The organism is Lachnospira eligens (genome assembly GCF_009680455.1).
In the GTDB taxonomy this organism is placed as follows: domain Bacteria; phylum Bacillota; class Clostridia; order Lachnospirales; family Lachnospiraceae; genus Lachnospira; species Lachnospira eligens_A.
Map to the genome: position 1 here is coordinate 86,770 of NZ_WKRD01000003.1, position 22,366 is coordinate 109,135.

Annotated in this window: 20 protein-coding genes; 16 read left to right on the forward strand and 4 right to left on the reverse strand. The window is 38.3% G+C overall.

The window, feature by feature from the left end; all coding sequences use genetic code 11:
• Window positions 1-4 precede the first annotated feature (4 nt).
• The 3 genes from GKE48_RS04445 to GKE48_RS04455 are packed head-to-tail and all read left to right on the forward strand — an operon-like array spanning window position 5 to window position 3,361.
• On the forward strand, window positions 5-400 hold the full coding sequence (locus GKE48_RS04445; protein ID WP_243138434.1) for a hypothetical protein: 396 nt from the start codon (window positions 5-7) through the stop codon (window positions 398-400).
• Between the two features lie 16 nt (window positions 401-416).
• On the forward strand, window positions 417-2,894 hold the full coding sequence (locus GKE48_RS04450; RefSeq protein ID WP_154300527.1) for a glycosyl hydrolase family 95 catalytic domain-containing protein: 2,478 nt from the start codon (window positions 417-419) through the stop codon (window positions 2,892-2,894).
• Between the two features lie 5 nt (window positions 2,895-2,899).
• Window positions 2,900-3,361, forward strand: a complete 462-nt coding sequence (locus GKE48_RS04455; protein WP_154300528.1) for an NUDIX hydrolase — start codon at window positions 2,900-2,902, stop codon at window positions 3,359-3,361.
• A gap of 268 nt (window positions 3,362-3,629) precedes the next feature.
• On the opposite strand, the gene GKE48_RS04460 is transcribed toward GKE48_RS04455, so the two are convergent.
• Together GKE48_RS04460 and GKE48_RS04465 are read right to left on the reverse strand one after the other, a co-directional pair.
• Window positions 3,630-3,962: a nuclear transport factor 2 family protein gene (locus GKE48_RS04460; RefSeq protein WP_012740843.1), complete on the reverse strand. Its 333-nt coding sequence runs from the start codon at window positions 3,960-3,962 to the stop codon at window positions 3,630-3,632.
• A gap of 18 nt (window positions 3,963-3,980) precedes the next feature.
• Window positions 3,981-4,769: an SDR family oxidoreductase gene (locus tag GKE48_RS04465; RefSeq protein ID WP_154300529.1), complete on the reverse strand. Its 789-nt coding sequence runs from the start codon at window positions 4,767-4,769 to the stop codon at window positions 3,981-3,983.
• 153 nt (window positions 4,770-4,922) lie between these two features.
• On the opposite strand from GKE48_RS04465, the gene pdxR reads away from it, so the two are divergent.
• Complete coding sequence (gene pdxR / locus GKE48_RS04470; RefSeq protein WP_243138435.1) at window positions 4,923-6,314, forward strand: MocR-like pyridoxine biosynthesis transcription factor PdxR; 1,392 nt, start codon at window positions 4,923-4,925, stop codon at window positions 6,312-6,314.
• Between the two features lie 113 nt (window positions 6,315-6,427).
• Here the strand turns inward: pdxR and GKE48_RS04475 are convergent, their stop codons facing one another.
• Window positions 6,428-7,750 (reverse strand): sodium-dependent transporter, encoded by a 1,323-nt coding sequence (locus tag GKE48_RS04475; protein ID WP_154300530.1) that lies wholly within the window; start codon window positions 7,748-7,750, stop codon window positions 6,428-6,430.
• A gap of 193 nt (window positions 7,751-7,943) precedes the next feature.
• On the opposite strand from GKE48_RS04475, the gene GKE48_RS04480 reads away from it, so the two are divergent.
• Window positions 7,944-8,288, forward strand: coding sequence for an Hpt domain-containing protein (locus GKE48_RS04480; protein ID WP_154300531.1), 345 nt, complete (start codon window positions 7,944-7,946; stop codon window positions 8,286-8,288).
• Window positions 8,289-8,428: 140 nt separating this feature from the next.
• Window positions 8,429-9,859, forward strand: coding sequence for a sensor domain-containing diguanylate cyclase (locus GKE48_RS04485; RefSeq protein ID WP_055214487.1), 1,431 nt, complete (start codon window positions 8,429-8,431; stop codon window positions 9,857-9,859).
• Here GKE48_RS04485 and GKE48_RS04490 read toward each other — a convergent pair.
• Window positions 9,856-10,743, reverse strand: a complete 888-nt coding sequence (locus GKE48_RS04490; protein ID WP_055214485.1) for a LysR family transcriptional regulator — start codon at window positions 10,741-10,743, stop codon at window positions 9,856-9,858. The two genes, GKE48_RS04485 and GKE48_RS04490, sit on opposite strands and share 4 nt — an antisense overlap.
• A gap of 108 nt (window positions 10,744-10,851) precedes the next feature.
• On the opposite strand from GKE48_RS04490, the gene GKE48_RS04495 reads away from it, so the two are divergent.
• The 10 genes from GKE48_RS04495 to GKE48_RS04535 all read left to right on the forward strand — a co-directional run bounded on the left by GKE48_RS04495 (window position 10,852) and on the right by GKE48_RS04535 (window position 22,341).
• Window positions 10,852-11,196, forward strand: a complete 345-nt coding sequence (locus GKE48_RS04495) for a HEAT repeat domain-containing protein (RefSeq protein WP_242865567.1) — start codon at window positions 10,852-10,854, stop codon at window positions 11,194-11,196.
• A gap of 151 nt (window positions 11,197-11,347) precedes the next feature.
• On the forward strand, window positions 11,348-12,790 hold the full coding sequence (locus GKE48_RS04500; protein WP_154300532.1) for a polyamine ABC transporter ATP-binding protein: 1,443 nt from the start codon (window positions 11,348-11,350) through the stop codon (window positions 12,788-12,790).
• A gap of 12 nt (window positions 12,791-12,802) precedes the next feature.
• Entirely contained in the window at window positions 12,803-13,588 is a 786-nt protein-coding gene (locus GKE48_RS04505) for an ABC transporter permease (RefSeq protein ID WP_012740833.1), read from the forward strand.
• Window positions 13,588-14,397: an ABC transporter permease gene (locus GKE48_RS04510; RefSeq protein WP_022098914.1), complete on the forward strand. Its 810-nt coding sequence runs from the start codon at window positions 13,588-13,590 to the stop codon at window positions 14,395-14,397. The genes GKE48_RS04505 and GKE48_RS04510 overlap by 1 nt, the downstream gene beginning before the upstream one ends.
• A complete protein-coding gene (locus GKE48_RS04515; RefSeq protein ID WP_022098915.1) occupies window positions 14,390-15,910 on the forward strand; it encodes an extracellular solute-binding protein in 1,521 nt (506 codons plus the stop codon). Before GKE48_RS04510 ends, GKE48_RS04515 begins: the two co-directional genes overlap by 8 nt.
• Before the next feature lie 48 nt (window positions 15,911-15,958).
• Window positions 15,959-16,090: a hypothetical protein gene (locus GKE48_RS14915; protein ID WP_012740830.1), complete on the forward strand. Its 132-nt coding sequence runs from the start codon at window positions 15,959-15,961 to the stop codon at window positions 16,088-16,090.
• A complete protein-coding gene (locus tag GKE48_RS04520) occupies window positions 16,059-17,411 on the forward strand; it encodes an aspartate aminotransferase family protein (protein ID WP_022098916.1) in 1,353 nt (450 codons plus the stop codon). The genes GKE48_RS14915 and GKE48_RS04520 overlap by 32 nt, the downstream gene beginning before the upstream one ends.
• A 176-nt stretch (window positions 17,412-17,587) precedes the next feature.
• On the forward strand, window positions 17,588-19,681 hold the full coding sequence (locus GKE48_RS04525; protein ID WP_154300533.1) for a purple acid phosphatase family protein: 2,094 nt from the start codon (window positions 17,588-17,590) through the stop codon (window positions 19,679-19,681).
• A complete protein-coding gene (locus GKE48_RS04530) occupies window positions 19,669-20,796 on the forward strand; it encodes a YibE/F family protein (RefSeq protein WP_154300534.1) in 1,128 nt (375 codons plus the stop codon). Before GKE48_RS04525 ends, GKE48_RS04530 begins: the two co-directional genes overlap by 13 nt.
• Window positions 20,797-21,165: 369 nt before the next feature.
• Window positions 21,166-22,341, forward strand: coding sequence for a sensor histidine kinase (locus GKE48_RS04535; RefSeq protein ID WP_055287998.1), 1,176 nt, complete (start codon window positions 21,166-21,168; stop codon window positions 22,339-22,341).
• Window positions 22,342-22,366 lie beyond the last annotated feature (25 nt).

Sequence of the window (22,366 nt, forward strand, 5' to 3'; positions counted from 1 at the left end):
GAAAATGAAATTAAGAAAATTAATGCAGCAGGCTGCATCATATATCGAGATTGTATTATCTGCATTTTTACTGATGGTTATAATATTTCTTGCAGGGGAATTTATTGTCGAAAGCGTGATGGGGATAGGATATGATAACGCCACGCTTGAGTATTTTCTTGAAAAAGTTATGACATTTGCAATTGGAGTTGAGTTTGTAAAGATGCTCTGCACTCATACTCCGGGTACGGTTATTGAAGTTCTGCTTTTTGCTATTTCAAGACAGATGATAGTAGGACATGTATCAGGTTTTGAGGTACTGGCTGGGGTGGCTGCAATTGCGGGATTATTTGCAACACATAAGTTTCTTTACGCTAAATCATTTGGAACTGAAGAGAAAGAAGAAAAACAAGATAAGTAGAAAAGGAAGTCTAAAAATGTATAGTTCATTTTCAAAGAAGTTTAGGCAGATTAAACCTTACGATAATTATAATGTCACAGATGTACCATGGCATGAGGCTATGGTGGCAGGTAATGGAAGGCTTGGCGTGCTTGAATCATGTGCGCCTATAGAGGACAGTCTTATATATCAGAATGTTGAATTTGTCATGCCATCGGAAGAGCCAAGACATGTGCCTTACGATGTTACAGCACAGTTAGATGAAGCCAGACAGTCAGTTATTAATTTTGATGATACATGGAATATACATGATAGAAAAAGAACGAATATGTACTGTTATCATCCAGGCCATATGATAAGACTGACACTTGAAGGAGAGCCGGATATTTCTGGTTACAGAAGATGGACAGATTATAAGACTGGTACAATAAATACTACATTTAAATCAGACGGAGCTTCTGTTTCAAAAAGTACATATGTATCGAGAAAACAGAATGTGATTATAACTAAAATAATATCTGAAAAGTCTGTGAATATGTCGATATCAACAGATGATTTTGAGTCTATGCCGAAATTCGGAGTTCAGAAGAACAATATCCCTGCGCCTGAAAGAAATATGCTGTATTCAAGATTTGTAAGAGATAACATAATAGGTACGGTTGTGCATTATCCTGAATATGAGGGAAGTGAGCTTGCAAAGGGTGGATTTGCAGGTGTTACAAGGATATTGACAGATGGTGATATGAGGGTTTCATCAAAGCCTAAAGACAGCCGGGCGTACACTTGTATTGATGAGACTGCGCCGGTTATTAATATATCACATGCAGAGAGTATAACACTTATAACTTACACAGACTGGACAGATGATTTGGGGGAATATTGTGAGTTCAGGGACAGAGTTAATGGCAAGGATACATTTGCACTGGTAGACAAATGTATTAACAAAGTTAACAGTGTCAATATAACGGAAGAACCGGTAAGCTTAGATCATAAGAATATAGAGCTTAAGCTTGACGGCGGATATTTTTGCGAGTCTGCTAATGAAGAACTGCTTGACTTGCAGAAAAATGAATATGACATTATGCCTCATCTGCTGGAAAAATTATATTATAACGGTCTGTATGGAATGCAGGCATGCGCAGGAACGACAGCACCAAGACTCAGCGGCTTGTGGGTTGGTGAGTGGAATCTGTTGTGGAGAAGTGCGTACACAATGGATGCCAATGTTAATATTCAGGTTTCGGGAATGAATGGCTCAGGGTTGTATGAAGCAGGTGTTGGTTATATGTGGTTTATTCTGCGGCAGATACCTGACTGGGTTAACAATGCAGCAATGGTGTATGGAATGAAGGATGCAGTGCTTATTCCGGTTAATACTGATGGACACAGGGCAATGATGGTAGAGTACGATATTAATTATCCATTCCAGTACTGGAATGCCGGTGCTGGCTGGATGCTTATTCCTATATATGAATTCTTACAGACTTACGGTGACGCTGTGATAACAACTGATGATGTGGCGCTGATTAAGATGTACGGCAAAGATACATTTGATGTAAGAAAAGATGTATATGAGCCACTACTTAAAAAGACTTATAATTTCTGGAAACAGATTGGAAATCCTGAGTATTACACAGATACAGACGGTAATGCAAGGTATGAGAAGGGTAAATGCAGCCTTAATGAGAGTGAACATTATCTTATTATTCCATCATTTTCACCGGAGAATAAGCCTTTTGGATATCATAGTGCGATTACTGCCAATGCGGCAATGGATATCTCTGCGGCTAAAGATGTAATTAATATGTACACGGAGATGCTTAATTATACGAAGGTTGATGGATATGAGCAGGCTGTATCAGAGGCGGAAGCACTCTTAAGAATGTTACCTGATTTTATGTATGATGAGTCGGGCGCAGTTAAGGAATGGTCTATGAAGGAGTATGGCGAGAATAATGCTCACAGGCATATAAGCCATCTTTATCCGGCATGGCCGGCTTTGCAGACTCAGCATGACAGTAAGTTAGCATCTGCGTGTCGTCAGGCAATCATTAACAGAAACCATGAGAATAAAGGAAAAGATGATACCGCTTCACATGGCTGGATACATAAGGCGTTAGTAGAGGCTCGTCTTAAAAATGCAGATGCTGTATATGATACGCTTAATCTGCTTGTACACAGTGACATATTTTACACAACTTTATTTACAGACCACAATACTGACAGGAGCAAAGGTGTATATTGTACAGATACTGCATTTGGACTGGTTGGAATTATTAATGAAATGCTTGTATATTCGGATGAACACACAATTGAACTGCTTCCGGCATGGTCAGACAAGCTTGGAAGCGGAATGGTTAAGGGACTTCGTACAAGATGCGGAATAACTATTGATGAACTTAAGTGGGATGTTAATAAGAAGAAAGTGTATGTAAGTCTTGACTGGGGTAAGACTGAAGGTATTAATGTTGTATGCAGAAATTATGAAATTGAAAAAATCGGACATGAAAGGTAGAATTGATGATAACTACAACTTTATGTTATATAGAGAAGGATGGGAAGTATCTTATGCTTCACAGAGTGAAAAAGCATAATGATATTAATGAAGGTAAATGGATTGGAGTAGGCGGACATGCTGAGAATCAGGAGACTCCTGAGGAATGTCTTGTGCGTGAGGTAAAGGAAGAAACAGGTCTTACGCTTACTTCATACAGATTCCGCGGGCTTGTAACATTTATAAGTAATGAATGTGAGCCAGAGCTTATGTGTGTATTTACGGCAGATGGCTTTACAGGTGAGCTTATTGAATGTGATGAAGGAGAACTGGCTTGGGTTGATAAAGAAGAAGTTCCCGAGCTTCCGACATGGGAGGGCGACAGGGTATTTCTTAACATTCTTCTTTCGGGGGAGGAGAGATTTTTCTCGATAAAGCTTAAGTATGAAGGCAGCAGACTTATGGAAAAACAGGTCAATCTGTATTAAAATACAGGTTTGAATATATTCAAGAGCCAAGTGGATGTCCAAAAAGTCCGCGCAGGTATAACCGATTGGACCTAGAAGCGAATAGAAGGTAAGTGAAAGTCCAAATCGACTGCGAGAAAGTGGCAGATTGGACATCGAGATAGAGAAAAGGCATCTCTTGAAAAGTTTATTGTTTATGTTAAAAAGAAAAATGAGGGCATTTGGATTGCAAGGGATTAACTTGCAATTCAAATGCCCTGATTGGTTATACACGATTTTTAATATTTAATTACTTAGGTCTTACAGTAAGTCTCTTGATAAGCCCATCTTCTGTTACTTCACGGACTGTAGCGATGGCCATGATGTTGTAACCGCCGAAGTTAGCGATGAATTCTGCCTGGGTAGAATTCACAACTTCACCATCTAAGATAGAGTATTTGCGGAAGCCGAACTTGTTACGGAAGAACATGTTGATAGCTTCACGTCCATATATATGATATTCGTTCTGGGCTGCTGAGTTAGTACAATAATCATTGATTATTCCGTCTGGAGAAAAGAGATTGGCAAGTCCTGCGTAATCTTTGTTTTCCATTGCTTCTACATATTTTTCAATTGCTGTCATGTTTAATGCCCTCCTTAATTAATATACTTTCTCTGTGTTTAATAATGCGTCTGTTCCACCATCAACGAACATGATATTTCCATTGACGCCTCTTGCTGAATCTGAAGCAAGGAATACCATAACCTCAGCAATTTCCTCTGGAGCCATGAGGCACTCCTGACCGTACTTGGTTGGGATAGGAAGGGCATTAAGAGCCATCTTTGCTGTAGTGCTCATTGTTGCAGTCATGGCTGTGTGTACATTACCAGGAGCAACAGCATTTATACGGACACCATTGGCAGCCCATGTTGCAGATACACGGCGTACCCATCTTGCAAGTGCGTATTTAGTAGAAACATAAAGACTGTTTCCTACTGAAAGGTTAGTGCTGTCCATAGAAGAAATAAGGCTTAATACACGCTTTTCATCACCGATGTTATTAAGAAGATCAACGATATCCTTACGGCCTGCACCCTGTGAAATTGTGTTAGAAACAGTTACAACACAGCTTCCGTGCTTCTTATTTAAAAGATCATATACACCATTTGCAATGGCTACTGTTCCGAAGTAGTTAAGAGAGATAATGAGTCCGAGATTACCGCATGCGCCTGAAACACCAGCGTTGCATATCATTCCGTCAAGTCCGTCAGGGCACATAGTATGTAACTGATCAACAGCAGACTGTCTGCCTTCCTGCGATGCAAGGTTTACGCAGATGTCACCGTCTTTAAGATCAATATTAATTACCTTATGTCCCTGCTGTATTAACAATTCTTTAGTTTTCGCACCGATACCGCTTGAAGCACCAGTAATAGCATAGATTCCCATAGTATTTCTATTCCTCCTTGTTTTTCGAAGAAAAATCCGAACCCTTCAGGTGAGGAGAGGGATTTTCCTCCTTGTTTTTTGCTTATGAGCTTATTATAATTAGAACTGATATTTTTTAAATATCCAAAACACATATATAATAGGAGACCAGATTTGCTTACATATGATTTAGATAAACGCGGAAACAAAACAATGTACGAATATCTGTATGAACTGATTAAGGAAGATATAGCTGACGGGAAGCTTAAGGCTGATGAGAAGCTGCCATCAAAGCGAGGGTTTTCACAGCATTTGCAGATAAGTGTCAAGACGGTGGAGAACGCATATGAGCAGCTTCTTCTGGAAGGTTATATCCGATCTGAGGAAAAAAGAGGGTATTATGTTAATAAGATTGCCGTGGTTACAGGTGGTGCACCAGGGTATGCTGCTCCTGTGAAAAGATTCCAGGAGGAGACTTATCTTGCTGATTTGACGGCAAATAATATCCGGTATGATAGATTTCCATTTGCTACATGGGCAAAGGTTATGAGGGAAACCCTGACCGATTATAACACTTCTCTTCTTAAGACTGTACCTTTTAACGGTGTGTTGCAGCTTCGTGAAGCAATTGCAGACCATCTTAACAGATACCGTGGAATGCAGGTTTCAGCAGACCATATTATTATAGGGGCCGGAACGGAATATCTGTATAACAGGCTGTTACAACTCTTAGGTCCAGATGTGAAATTTGGTGTTGAGAATCCCGGATACCGTAAGATTACCAAGATATATGATGAAAATGGTGTGGACTGGGATTATGTTAATATTGATGATAAGGGTATGAAAGTCGATGAACTTAGAATGAAAGACATAAATGTAGCACATGTAAGTCCTGAACATCATTTTCCAATTGGCCTTGTTATGCCGGTTGCAAGAAGACAGGAACTGCTTAATTGGGCGGCGGAGGAGCCAGGCAGATATATAATAGAGGATGATTTTGACTGTGAATTCCGTATGCAGGGCAAACCAATTCCGTCCATTCAGTCGAGAGACAGAAGTCACAGGGTAATATACATGAATACATTTTCAAAGACAATGGTTCCTTCGCTTAGAATAGGATATATGGTGCTGCCGGAAAAGCTGATGGAAAAATATATCTCAACAATGAATTTTTATTCGTGTACGGTGTCGGGCTTTGAACAGTATGCGATGGCGGCATTTATTGAGAAGGGATACTTTGAGCGCCACATTAAGAGGCTTGTCAATGATTACAGGGGACGCCGTGAAAAGATTTGCAGGATGTTTCGTGAATCAAGGCTTAATGAAATCAGTACGATATATCAGGACGATGCGGGAACACATTTCCTGCTGCATGTGAAGACTTCCTTAAGTGATGTTGAGATTAAATGGGCAGTCAGGCAGAAGGGGATTCTGATTAACTGCCTTTCAGAGTATTGTTTCGCTGATGCGGATAAGTACCACGGAATACTTGTAATTCATTATTCGGATATGGACGAAGCAACTCTTAAGCTTGTAATTGCTGCTTTTGAGGAAATATTCCTGTAAAAAATGTGATGCAAAGCATGAATAGCATAATTAAATATATGAAAAAAGGAATCCCATAAGCAGAAAGGCAATACCTCCCTGCTCACAGGATTCCTTTTATTATAATATTTTAATCAGCCGATTCCGCCAAGAACAATTCCAAGTATAAGAACAAGGAAACATACAGGGCAGAAAATGTATTTGCATATAGGATAGAATTTATCAGTGAATTTCTTATCGCGACCGGTATTAACCTGAGTTTCAACATATTTCTTACCACATATCCAGAAGAACATAATTCCGGCAAGACCTGCACCAAGTGGGCAGATGTAGATAGAAAGTATATCCATCCATCCAGAGACAATTCCCTGAATACATATTGAAACTACAAGTGCTATTGCAGCGATTATGGCACAAGATGCCTTTCTTCCAAGATGAAGCTTTTCCTGAATAGTTGCAATAGGTGCTTCATACAGGTTGATTAAAGAAGAAAGTCCTGCCATAAATACAGCAACGAAGAATATAATTGCGACTATGTATCCACCTGGCATTGATTTAAAAAGTGCCGGGAGGAAGATAAACATAAGTCCGGGACCACCCTGATTAAGCTGGGCACCGGTTGTTGCCATTGCAGGAATGATAACAAGAGCTGCGAGCAAGGCTGCTATAGTATCGAACAGAGCAACGCGTCCGGCAGCAGCAGGGATATCTTCATTATCTGAAAGATAAGAACCATATATAAGAGTACCATTACCAGCAACAGAAAGAGAGAAGAATGCCTGGCCAAGAGCAAATATCCATGTCTTAGGGTCAGCGAATGCCTCAGGGTCAACTCTGAAAATGTATTTGTAGCCTTCTATCGCACCAGGCTGGAAAGCAACATATATTCCAAGTACAGCAAAAAGAATAAAGAAAACAGGCATCATGATTTTATTGGCCTTTTCAATTCCGCGTCCGACACCGAACATAAGGATAATAATACCAATAACAAGAGCTACAATCTGCCATACATTATTACCAAATGCGCTTGCCATACTTCCAAATGAAGCAGCAAAGCCTTCTGTGTCAGCAGGTGCAAGTGCCTTTCCTGTAAAAGCTCCAATCATGTACTTAAGAATCCAGCCCATTACAACAGTGTAACCAATTGCCATTGCAAGTGCGCCAAGTACTGGAATAAAGCCGATAGCCTCACCAAGCTTTCTCTTATTCTTAGTTTCGCATGCATATCCAAATGCATCAACAGGTCCTGACTTAGTAGCACGACCAAAACTCATTTCTCCGATAACACCAGTGAAACCAATAAGTGCAACGAATATGAAATATGGTATCAGGTATGATCCACCGCCATACATTGATACTCTTGTCGGGAACATCCAGATATTACCCATACCAACGGCAGAGCCGATACAGGCAAGGATGAATCCCCATTTGTTGTTAAAAGAATCTCGTTTTTTCATAAAACAATTCCCCCGCATATATTTTGCCAGACAGCAATATATTTAATATACAGTATATTTGCGGATATGTAAAATAATTATCTGAAATTATATTTTATTATTAAATCATTCTTTGACAATACTATATTAATCGTGATATCATTTATCATTATATGCATAGTTATAATTTAACAATATATAGGCAGGTAGGCACATGACAATTAAAGAATGCTATGATGCGATGGGAGCAGATTATCAGAATACTTTGAATAGATTTCCAAATGAGGCTTTTATTAAAAAATTTGTATTGAAATTTTTAGATGACAACAGCTACGCCAATCTTAAAGAGGCTATAGCTGCTGGAAATGTAGAAGAAGCATTCAGGGCAGCACATACACTTAAGGGAGTATGCTTAAATCTTGGGTTTGATAATCTTTATAAGGCGAGTTTAGCTATTACAGAGATTTTTCGTGCAGGAGAACTTGCAGGAGCTAAGGAAGCATTTGAAGAAGTTGAGAAACAGTACAATATAACAGTGAATGCAATTAAGGCTATGTAGAGAATTATTAGCGGCGAATGCGGTTTGTTTAATATCAGAACGCACTTTTTTCACAATTTTAATGTGTGAAAAAGGGTGCGTTTTTTGTCAATATATGTTACTATGTTGTTAGTTATAAATGTATTGAATTGGAGATGCATATGAAGACGAAAAAGTACGAATCAATTATGAATAAAGCAATGAAGGCAGCAATGAATTATGAAAATCCAGATGATCAGATTAATGAATTTATCAGATTTTTTGGAGAACATATCGGGTCTGAAAGAATATACATATTTGAAGATAATATTAGAAAAAAGGTTACTAATAATACTTATGAGTGGTGTGCGGATGGGATTGAGCCTCAGATAAAGTTTCTTCAGAATGTAGATATGTCAATTATAGACTGGTGGTATACATCATTTAATGATGGAAGAAATATTAGTACTAAGGATATTGAGGAGATTAAGGATGAATATCCTGCAGCATATGAACTGCTCAAAGTTCAGAATGTAAAGAGCCTGGCAGTAAGTCCATTCAGATATAAGGACGAGATATATGGCTTCTTTGGTGTTGACAATCCACCAGAAAGTGAGATGGACGAGATTTCGCGCTTTCTTGATATGATAGGCACATTTTTAGTACTGCTATTAAAACAGAGAAATGTATTTAAAAAATCCAAGCGTGAGGCTATGTTCAGTGCATATTCAGCACTTGCCGGAATATATCTGTCAATGCATATTATCAATTTAAAGACAGGGGAATTTCATGAAATAAAGTCAACAGATTTCATAAGGGATAATATGATAAAAGGCGAGCATACTTTTGCAGAACAGATAAATAGTGTAATGAAGATTCTTCCTTCCAGAAAGTATGTAGAAAGTGTACTTGAATTTGTTGATATATCAACACTTCCGGAGAGAATGAAGAACAAGACTACGATTGTTCATGAATTCCTTGGAAATTACTCTGGATGGTGTCGTGAAAGATTCATAAGGGTAGATGAGGATAGCAACGGAGAACTGTGGCATGTTGTATATGCCGTTGAAGTTATCGATGCAGAGAAACGTAAGGAGAACAGGCTTTTATATCTTTCAGAAACAGACCTTATGACGGGAATAAGAAATAGAGGAAGCGGAGAGGAAGCAATTACAGACCTTATTAAGGAAGGAACTAAGGGGCTTATGTGCCTTCTTGATTGTGATAAGTTCAAGAATGTTAACGATACATATGGACATGTTGTCGGGGATGCAGTAATTATAGCGGTTGCAAGAAGTCTTCAGAGTGTATGCAGGGAACATGATATATGCATGCGCCTGGGAGGTGATGAATTTGCAATGTTCATCCCGGGAATAACAGAAACTAAAGATGCTGAAAGCTTCACGATGAGAGTATTTGCAAAGCTTAAGGACATAAGAATTCCAGAGATGGGAGATGAGAAGATATATGTAAGCATGGGTGAAGCGTTTTATAAAGGGGAAAAGGATATTGATTTTGATGAACTGTACAGACATGCCGACAGTGCCATGTATAAGAGCAAGAATAATACAGGCTACTGTGCGACACTTGAATGCGTAACTAAGACATTTTAATCAGTTGTATGCTTTAAGAAATTAATAAGCTTTTTGGCTGCAATGCTTTCAGTATGTTTTGATTCGCGTATAAGAACAATATCTCTGTCAGGTGCGGATTCGTATAGATTTACAGGAAATATTTCACCACGCATTATATATTCAGAGGCAAGTTCCTCCGGATAGAAGCCAAGCCCTAAGTTTGCCTGAACCATTGCAAGAACCTGATCTGTAGTTGAAGCCTCCAGGTCAAGGTTAAAGTGAAGATTGTTGTCATAGAAGAATTTGGTGTAGTGGTCATGTGTACCGGTACCTTCTGCCAGACTTATGAAAGGATAATCCTGCAATTCTTCCAGATGAATTATTTTATTATCCGGCTGACTGTATTTTGGACCTGCAATAAGTATATCATGGAATGAGCATAGACTTTCAGATTTCATATCGCCAGTTAAATTGACAGGTGTGGTTACGACAGCAAAGTCTACCAGACCGGCTTTTAGAGCATTAACAGCCTGATTAGTAGAGTGGTTGGTAAGCTTTATCTTGACATCGGGAAAAAGTTCTGTGAATTTCTCAAGTTTTTTAAGAAGGAATATTCTAAGAGCAATCTCGCTTACTCCTATGCATATTGTACCACCGGACAGACTTTTGCTTTTGATAATGGCATTCTCAGCGTCTTCAAGCTGTTTCATTGCGATTGATACATGAGAATACAATGTATTTCCTTCAGGTGTAAGAGTGATGCCTTTGTGAGAACGGTTAAGCAGCTTGCAGTCAAGTTCACTTTCTAATATATTCATGCAGCGGGTTATGTTAGGCTGGTTATTGTCGAGCATGCGGGCTGCTTTTGAAAAACTCTTATATTTTGCAACATAGTAAAATATTCTGTAATAATCTAAGGTCATAGTAATTCTCCAATATATAATTATGATATAAGTGACATATTAAATATACATTTTACATATCGAAAATGCAATACTATAATATAGAAAAAGATGAAAGAAGGCATCGGTATGTTATTTAAGAAAAAGACATTAGATGAAAAAATGGAGAAATATGTAAAGCACCATGACTGGTATGCTATACAGGAAGTAATTACAGGAAGTAAAGAAGAAAAGATTGCAGCAGCTAAGGCTCTTGGTGCAAGTGATGATCAGACCAGTGTGGACTTGCTGTTAAGATTTATTGATGATGCAGATGATGATGTTGTATTCGCAGCATGTGAGTCGTTAAGAAAAGTTGGTTCTGAGCATGATACAGCGGATTTACTTGCAAGAATGCAGAAGATTCCGGAAGACAGACAGACTATAAGGGAAGAAATAGGAAAGACTGTCCAGGAGCTTCATCACAGACCTTAAAACATATATTTGCCAGTTGTTTACATAATGAAAAAACCATGGGTGCAAATCAAGAATTTACTTGATTTGTACCCGTTTTTGATATTAAATAGGAAGTGGTTGCATAGTTGTTGGACGGTGTAACGAAGGATGTTAATTGCGGAGGTTGGATATGTCTGGTAAATCAGAAAATATAATAGAACTTAAACATATCAGTAAGGTATATAGTGATAATGGATTTAAGGCGGTTGATGACTTTAATCTTGAAGTAAAGCGGGGGGAATTTGTAACATTTTTAGGACCATCAGGATGTGGAAAGACAACCACACTAAGAATGATAGCAGGATTCGAACTTCCGACAGACGGACAGATACTTCTTAACGGAGAGGATATATCACAGCTTCCAGCTAATAAAAGACCGATTAATACCGTGTTTCAGCGTTATGCGCTGTTTCCACATATGAATATATATGAAAATATTGCATTTGGACTTAAGTTAAAGAAGCTTCCTAAAGAAGAAATAAGAAAAAAGGTTAAGCATGTTCTTGATATGGTTGACCTTGAAGGATTTGAGGACAGAAAGATATCTACGTTGTCAGGCGGACAGCAGCAAAGAATTGCAATTGCAAGAGCACTTGTCAATGAGCCAGAAATTCTTATGCTTGATGAACCTCTGGGGGCACTTGATTTAAAGATGCGTAAGGAGATGCAGATTGAGCTTAAGAATATGCATGACCAGCTTGGAATTACATTTATATATGTAACACATGACCAGGAAGAGGCACTTACAATGTCTGATAAGATTGTTGTCTTATCAGAGGGTAAGATTCAGCAGATAGGAACTCCTGAGGATATATATAATGAGCCTAAGAATGCTTTTGTTGCTGACTTTATTGGAGAGAGCAATATTTTCAAAGGTATTATGACAGGACACATGAAAGTAAGATTCTGTGGCGGAGAGTTTGTCGGAATGGATGATGTTCCAGAGGGAACTTTAGTTGACGTTGTTATAAGACCAGAAGATGTAATTATTACAAAGCCGGAGGATGGAACTGTTGTTGGTGAAGTTACTTCAGTTATATTCAAGGGAATGCATTACGAGGTTGCTGTTGAATCCGGAAAGTATGAGATGATAATAAGAACTACCAGGTGTTATCATGTCGGTGATACAGTAGGAATGCAGCTTGAGCCTGATGGAATTCATGTAATGCTTGCAGAGGACCATACCACAAGTTTTGTTACAACAATTAATGGAGATTATACGCTCGACTTTAATGGCAAGATAATAAGCTGTGATTTAACACAGGTTATTCCTAAGACTAAGATGTCAGATGGAGTGCTTGTTGATGAAAATGGTGAAAATGTAGATGTTTCAAAGTTCAGGGTTGTTGTTTCAATCCAGCCTGATGATATTGAAATGAGCGATGATGTAACAGCAGGTCTTGTATCAGGTAAGATTATTAATCTTATCTATAAGGGTGACCATTACAGTTATGTAATAAGAACTGAGTATGGACATGACCTTATTGTAGATGATGAATATCTCTGGAATATGGATGATCAGGTTGGTCTTATCATGCCTGAAGAGAAGATGAAATTCCAGTTGAAGAAGTAGGGGGATAGAAATATGTCTTTTTCACGCAAATATCTTGGAATCCCTTATGGGCTGTTTCTTATATTATTTGTTGCAGCACCACTGCTTGTCCTTGTATATTATGCATTTACTAATGGACAGGGACAATTCAGCATGGTTAATCTGCAGAATTTTTTTACAGACCCTAATACACTTGGAACTCTGTGTTACAGTCTTGTACTTGCATTTGTTGCAACTGCAGTCTGTCTTATAATTGCTTATCCTGTAGCGTATATACTTTCACAGAGTAAGTTAAAGAGAAAAGCGGTAATACTTCTGCTTTTTGTTATGCCTATGTGGATTAATTTCACATTAAGAATTACCGCACTTAAAGAGATATTATCAATGATTGAGGGAAATCTTGCGTATTATCCGTTTATCAATACGATAATAGGAATGACATACGATTTTCTTCCATTCATGATACTTCCGTTATATACAACGCTTTCAAAGCTTGATAAGAGTGTTATTGAAGCAGCATCGGATCTTGGTGCGGATAATTTCCAGACATTTATCAAGGTTATACTGCCATTGTCTGTTCCGGGAATTGTCAGTGGTGTGTCAATGGTATTCCTTCCGGCAATGACTAACTATGTAGTTCTTGATATGCTTTATAACAGCACATATATTATGGGTAGTCTGATTGGAAGTTATTTCAGTGCATATGACTGGCACAATGGCTCAATGATAGCACTGATACTTCTTGTTATTATATGTATTGTCACTCTGGTTTCGGGTGATAAAGAATCAGAAAATGCTGGAAGAGGAGGACTTGTATAATGAAGAAATTTCTGAAATATATGATTATATGCATTGTCCTTTTGTTCATGTATATTCCAATTCTTGTGCTTGCAGTATACAGTTTTACGGATGCCGCTAATATAGGAGCAATACATGCATTTTCAATGCATAATTATGTAACACTTTTTACGACTCCGGAGCTTATTAATATGATAATCGGTTCTGTGCTGCTTGCTGTTGGAAGTGCTGTACTTGCAACAATACTTGGAACAACAGGTGCTATAGGTGCATTTTATTCAAAGGGAAAAGTAAAAGGAGCAATGTCAGTTCTTAATCAGGTTCCTGTTGTCAATGCAGATGTAGTTACAGGTTTTTCTATCTGTATTCTTCTTGTAGTTGTATTAGGTGTCAGTAAGGATACGTATATTCCTCTTGTTGTGGGACATGTTATACTGAGTGCACCGTTCGTATATCTGGCTGTTGTTCCTAAATTAAAACAGATGGATCCAAGTCTGTATGAAGCAGCACTTGACCTTGGTGCAACACCTGTGTATGCACTTTTTAAGATAATAATACCTCAGATTGTTTCCGGTATAGCATCAGGATTTGTTATGGCAGTTACATTATCACTGGATGATTATTTCGTTGCAACATACACTAAGCCTGCAACATTTGACACAATAAGTACTTATGTTGTTAATGCAACCAAGGGTTCACAGACTGATATCAAGACTGCTTTGTGGGCTTTATCTACAATAATATTCCTTATTGTTATTGTAGTTGAGATAGCAATTAATCTTGCACCAGCAAGAAAAGCTGTACGAGAGGAGGCTGGAGCTGATGAATAAGATTATTGGAAAGATAAATGCGTTAATACTTTCAGCTTTAATGATAGTAAGCGGTACAGCAGCAGTAACAGGAGTGTTTAATACAAACCGTCTTACAGCGGTGGCAGCAGACGATACAATCATACTCCGTGTGTGCAACTGGGAAGAATATATTGATACCGGAGACTGGAGTGATGATGATATAATTGACCTTGAGAGCGGAAGCATAAAGGGTGAGAATTCGATAATTACTGATTTTGAGAACTGGTATTATGAGAATTATGGCAAGAAAGTTAAGGTACAGTACAGTTGTCTTGGAACTAACGAGGAACTGTACAACATGCTTACTCTGGGTGATGATTACGATGTAATCTGTCCTTCAGAATATATGATAATGAAGCTTATGGCAGAGGACTGGCTTGAGCCATTTTCAGATGATTTCTATGATACTTCGATTGCTAATAATTACTATGCTAAGGGTGTATCTCCATTTATCAAGAAAACATTTGACGAGAATAAGATTAATGGTGAGTCATGGAGCCGCTATGCTGCAGGATATATGTGGGGTATAACAGGAATCGTGTACAATCCTGATAAGGTGACAGAAAAAGAAGCATCTACATGGACGATAATTGATAACAGCAAATTCAGACGTCAGATAACGATTAAGGATAATGTAAGAGATTCCATGTTTGCAGCTGTTGGTGCAATTAAGTCAGACAAGTTAAAGTCAGCGTCATTTATAAACAGTCCTGATTATCGTGAAAAACTTGCCGAGGAGATGAATGATACTTCTGAGGCAAATGTGGACAGGATTCAGGAGTATCTTCAGTCAGTTAAGAATAATGCCTATTCATTCGAGACTGACAGTGCCAAGACTGATATGATAACAGGAAAGGTAGTCGCAGGTTATCAGTGGTCTGGAGATGCTGTATATACTATGGACCAGGCTGACGAGGATGATTTTCAGCTTAATTTTGCAGTACCTGAAGAATGTACTAACCTTTATTTTGACGGCTGGGTAATGTTAAAGTCTGGAATTAATGGCAATTCAGAGAAAAAGCAGGCAGCACAGAGCTTTATTAACTTTCTGTCAAAACCTGAAAATGCTGTAAGAAACATGAGCTATATTGGATATACATCAGTTATATCAGGTGGTGACAGTGATGTTGTATTCGACTATGTAAAGTGGAACTACGGAGCAGATGAAAGTGATACAGATGTTGTAGATTATCCTCTGGGATATTTCTTTTCTGGGGATTCTGATGATGAAAGATATATACTTAAAGTTCCAGAAGAACAGACATACAGACAGTTATCAGCACAGTATCCTACGCAGGAGGTTATGGATAGAAGTGCTATTATGCAGTATTTTGATGCTGAAGAGACAACAAGAATTAATCAGATGTGGATTAATGTAAGATGTTATAACATTAAGAATGTTCCTGTGTGGGTATGGGTTCTTGCAGGTATTATTGTCGTGGCTTTAATAGCATTATCTGTAAAACTTAAGATAAATAAGAAATATGATTAATAAGCATTTGATTATAAATTGACAAATAACCAAATGTTGCTATTATATATGTCAGACAGAATGAATCTGTATGACAGTGCAAAGGAGCACAGAATTTCTGAGAAATCAGAGGTTCTGTGCTTTTTCTTTTTGCAGAATGGAGGAAATTATGGCAACAGAATCAAGTATTATGGACTCTAACAGTTTTAAGGAAGAATATGCATCTATGTTAAGTCCTAAAACAAGGGAAATGATTAGTAAGAGAGAAAAATACCTTGGAGGTGCTTACAGACTTTTTTATAGAAAGCCACTTAACATTGTCCGTGGAGAAGGAGATTATCTGTGGGATGGTGAAGGCAATAAATATCTTGATATGTATAACAATGTAGCAGGCGTCGGACATTGTAACCCGGCTGTTGTAGAGGCTGTTACAGAGCAGATGAAAACTCTTAATACGCATACAAGATATCTTCATGAAAAGATTCTTGATTATAGTGAAGAACTGCTTGAACTTATGCCTGATGAGATTAATAAGATAATGTATATGTGTACAGGTTCAGAAGCTAATGACCTTGCACTTCGTGTGGCAGAAGCCTATACGGGTGGTACCGGTATAATTATCACACAGGAAGCCTACCACGGAACAAGTGCATTAACATCAGGCTGTTCACCTTCACTTGGAGCCGGTCAGCCATTACTTCCTAATGTAAGGCTTATAACAGCACCAGATTATTACCGTCATGGTGGAACACCAGAAGAATTCACAGCATGGTATGCGTCAGAGATGCAAAAGACTATAGATGAATTAAATGAGGCAGGATATAAGTTTTCTTGTTTCCTTGCTGATTCAATATTCTCATCAGATGGTATATATCCTGACCCTGTAGGATTCTTAAAAGCAACAGTAGATGTTGTACATAAGAATGGCGGAGTATTTATAGCAGATGAGGTTCAGCCGGGATTTGCAAGAACCGGACAGGCATTCTTTGGATTTGCAAGACACGGAATTGTCCCTGATATGATAACAATGGGTAAGCCGATGGGTAACGGAATTCCAATCTCAGGACTAGCTGCAAAGGAGGATGTACTTGCAGCCTTCAGCGACAAGCTTCCTTACTTTAACACATTTGGCGGTAATCCTGTATCAATAGCCGCTGCCCAGGCTGTTCTTAAATATATTAAGGATGAAAATCTTCAGGAACACTGTAAGAAAGCAGGTGCGGCACTTCTTAAGGCACTTAAAGAGGTACAGGAGAGACACCCTGAATCAGTAGGTGATGTAAGAGGTGCAGGTTTGTTTTTAGGATTTGAATTCGTAAAGAATGATGGTAATAAGACACCTGATAAGGATATGGCGTTGAATGTAATAGAGATGTTAAGAGATGAGCATATTCTTACATCAGTTATAGGTCATTATGGAAATATCTTAAAGCTTCGTCCACCAATGGTATTTTCAGAGAACGATATAGACTGGTTTGCAACATCTCTGGATAAATGTATTACAAAGCTTGAAAACAAATAAATTGAAAAAATCGGACACAGACATTAAACATCTGTGTCTTATTTTTTGCTTACAACAAAAATTTTACATAAGATTTACAGGGCAATTATTGTAAGTTTACCACATAGGGATATAGTAATGACAATTCGTTGCACAACAGTATACGAATAAATATATCTCATTATGTGGAGGAAAAAATGAAGAGAAGTAAGAATTTATTAAGAAAAGGTGCAGCACTTGCTGCAATGTCAACAGTTCTTGTAAGTCAGGCGCCACTCATTAATGCATTTGCATATGGTGAGGCGGATGTGAGTCAGAGTACATTCAAGCAGGATACAGATAATTCAGCGGATTTCCAGAACTGGCTTTCTAATGTATGGCAGGGAGGAGAAAAAGCTTATGCACAGACTGAAAATGTAGCTTTAACTCCAGGCTCAGATGCGGCAGATCTTAATTTTTCATGGTATTCAGCTGGAAAAGGAACACCGGCAGTAAAGGTATGGAAGGATGGCTCAAAGTCATCAGCCAAGGTTGTAACAGGTAATGCCGAGTCTATCAGTGCTGAGAACTGGCAGGGAAAGTCATACAGTGCAGCTAATAAGGTAAACATAGCTGATTACTTTGAAGAGAACACACAGTATCATTACCAGTACACAGACAATTACACAGGAGATGACAGTGTATGGTCTGCTGAATATGATTACACAACTAAGGCAACTGATAAGTTTTCAGTTATTCTTACCGGTGACCCTCAGGTTGGTGCTTCAGGAAGCAGTTCAGATAAATCAGCTAATGATGCCAGTGTTGCAAGAGATGCATACAACTGGAACAAGACAATGCAGCAGGCATTAAAGACATGTCCAGATGCATCATTCCTTTTGTCAGCAGGTGATCAGATTAACCAGTCTGGTGCAGCTAAGGATGATGATAAAAAGACAAGAGAGAGTGAGTATGCAGGATATCTTTATCCATCAGTATTCAGAAGCCTCCCAATCGCTGCCACAATTGGTAACCACGATATGGCTGGTGCAGATTATTCAGCACATTTTAACAATCCTAATTCAGAGGATAAGTTAGGAAGCACAGCAGCAGGAAGTGATTTCTATTTCAATTATGGAGATGTGTTATTCATATCATTAAACAGCAATAACCGTAATCAGGAGGAACACAGAACATTTATGAAAAAAGCTGTAGCAAGCAATCCTGATGCTAAGTGGAAGGTTGTAATATTCCATAGCGATATCTATGGTTCAGGACAGCCACATGCAGATACAGATGCTGCTACTAACAGAATTGTATTTGCACCATTAATGGACGAATTTAACATTGATATATGTCTTACAGGACATGACCACACATTTTCAAGAAGTTATCAGATTCTTGATGGAAATGTAGTTGACTATGATATAAGCAGCGGTTCAGTAACTAATCCGGATGGAACTCTTTATATAACAACAGGTTCAGGCTCAGGTTCTAAGTACTACAATCTGCTTAACTACACACCATACTACATTGCAGAGAGAACTAATGCATGTCTCCCATCATTCTCAACAATTGATTTTTCGAGCGGATCACTTACCATCAAGACATATGACTACAATGGTAATAAATATGCTGATGATTTTACAATCAATAAGACTAATACAGATATGTCAGTGGATGAGGTTATTAATAATGCAGAAGCTTTAATTAACGGCACAGAGGTTAATTATACAGAAGCCAGCATGAATTCTCTTAAAGATGCTCTTTCAGCATTAAAGAAGATTAAGGCAGCATATACAACAGACAAGGATCCAATGCTTGCAGATATCGTAAATAATTATGGTAAGGATACTGACAGAGTGTCAGGATATGGTTCTGTAAAGAATGCAGCAGATAAGTCAACATCTGAAAGTGGAAAGAGTGTTAACAGATTTAAGAAGGGTGTATCAACACTTCTGGACAAGACTATATACATTCAGACACAGGAAGGTGCACAGGCACAGCTTGCGGATTATAAGTCTGAGAATGCACCTAAGATTGATGCCAAGGCATTAGAGGATGCAAAAACTGCAGTTGTTAATGCAATTAATGCACTTACTGTACAGGAAGATAACAATACTGTAACAGAACCATCTGCACCGGCAGATAATACTTCAACCAATTCATCTTCATCAGCTGATAATGGCAAAGCTCCACAGACAGGAGATAACATGCTTGCAAGAGTATATGCTTGTATGGCTGCCGCCGCAGCAGGTATCGGCGCTGTTATAGTTGGAATCAGAAAGAAGGAAGACATTTGCGAAAGATAATAGACACATTTGGTAAATACCTTGTTGTGGCACTTATTATGATTGCGATGTTTCTATTCTACACAAGTGTAGAAAGAAAACCACTGCTTGCCAAAGACAATACTAAGTTTGTTAAGGCAGTGGTTATACAGAATGATAATGAAGACCTTCAGGCTGCCGCTGACTTAGAAAGCGGCGACAGCCAGGAGGTTGTTTTACGTATTAAATCAGGAAGCCACAAGGGAGAAGAAGTAAAAGCGTATAGTCTTAACGGATATCTGTACGGAGCCAACTGTAAGGTTGGAACAAGGGTAATAGCTAATATAAGTGAATATAATGGAAACCTCTCAGCCAATGTATATAATTATGACCGTGAACCGGAGATAATTGCGTTATTAGCAGCATTTTTCGGACTTATGTGGCTGGTTGGCGGAAAGAAAGGTTTCAATTCAGTACTCGCGCTTATATTCACATTTGCAGTTGTAGTAATGATGTATATTCCGATGATGTATATAGGTGTTTCACCATTTATTGCAGCTACATTATCAGTTGTCATAATTACGCTAATAACATTTATCCTGCTGGCAGATTTTCAGAAGAAATCAATTGGCGCTATGCTTGGTACAATAGCCGGAGTGGTTGTATCAGGTCTTATAGCACTTGTTTTCGGACATTTTGGACATGTAACAGGATATAATGTTGATGATATAGAGAATCTAATATATGTAGGTCAGAATTCAAAGCTTGACATAGGCGGTATGCTGTTTTCAGGAATACTGATTGCATCGTTAGGAGCAGTAATGGATGTTGCAATGTCAGTTTCATCATCATTACATGAGATTAAAGAAAACAGACCTGACATATCAGCAAAGGAAATATTCCATGCAGGAATTAATATTGGACGTGATATGATAGGAACAATGTCTAACACACTTATTCTTGCTTATGCAGGAGGAAGTCTGGGACTTGTCATGATAATATACGCATATTCATACCAGATGCACCAGATTCTTAACATGTACTCGGTTGCAATTGAGATAATGCGTGGAATATCAGGAACAATGGGCATAATACTTACAGTGCCGATAACTTCATTGATAATGTCAGTTCTGCTGACACAGAAGGGGAAGAAGTAAGATATGAGCTTGCCGTGATGTGAGTTGGATTTCTGGCTTTTTGAGGCAGAAACCTACTAAGTGGGCAAATATATCAAGTTTAGTATGCTTTTTTCAGTTGAGATGTGGCTCTTTCAGAGAATAATTGATGGGAAAAGCCTACTAAAATGTATCTGGATAATGAATGAGTGGGTTTAATGGTTGAAATCAACGTATTAAGTTGGAAAATATACCTACGAAATCGAGAATTCACAGGAGTTTAGTGGACTTTGGTCAACAAACTGTTGCCAACAGGCCATCAATCAATTCATTTTAATTAACAGATATGCTTTAACAGAATAAAATGATATAATACTTCCAGAAACTAATGCATGTAGTTAAGGGGGATTTATGTCAGATACAGTATTAATAGAGGAAGAAAAAGATATAGAACATATAGCAACAAGGAAAGTAGCCGTCATCAGAAAAAAGATGATGGCTGCTTTTTGTGTTATGGCAGGAATTGCTATACTTATAATTGCTGTTACGACTGGATTTTATGAATTAAAATTCAGGGCACTGGCAGCAGGCTTGTATAACATAGATGAAAAATCAGGAGAATATCTGATAGATATGATGTTTTATAACAGGTATTCATTGAGTGATGTATCAAAGTATAAGAACGTAGTCAAGGAGTGCGGCTATACAGAGAATGGTGCATCATATATGTATTATAGAAGTGGTCAGTGGATAATTGCAGTGGCAGGAATAATTATAATTATAGTTGTAATGGCAGCATGTATAAGGATGATTGTAAAAATCGGACATAATGATATCTATTCATATGTTATTAATCTAGATACAGAGAACCAGCAATTAAAGAAAAAACAGAAAGCAGATGAAAGATTTCTTGTTGAGCGTAATGAGAAACTGCAGAATTTTACAGAGAATATTGCACATCAGATTAAGACACCTCTTACTGCACTCAGTCTTGCATTAGACAGATTAGAGGAGAGCGGTGAGAACAGGGAGCTTCTTGAAAGATGTTTTGAACAGATTGAAAGAATCAGGTCATTTATAAGTAAGCTGATGACAATAAGCAGAATGGAAGCAGGCAAGATAATCATGACAGAGCAGGACATTAATGTGAACAGCATGCTTTGTGATGTTGTGAACCAGCTTCCTAAGAATGACTGCAATATAACGGTGGAATGTGATGACAAAGACTATTGCATCAATGCTGATGAAGAATGGATAAGAGAAGCATTTATCAATATAATACAGAACAGCAGCGAGTTGTGCGATAAGGTTGAAGTTAAAGCTGCATGCCGTGATGACAAATGTATAGTCAATATTAAGGATAATGGAAGTGGATTTGAAGAGGACCGGATACCGTATGTATTTGACAGGTTTGAGACAACGGGAAGTGCTGCCGCAGGGCATGCCGGTATAGGACTTAACCTGTCCCGGCTCATTATTGAAGCACATCATGGAACCGTAGATGTGCGTAATAACGAGGACGGAAAGGGTGCTGTTATAAGGGTACAGATACCAAGATATGTTCTTAAGAGAAAGGCTGAATTGTAAGATACGTGTAAGGTTAGTGCATTAC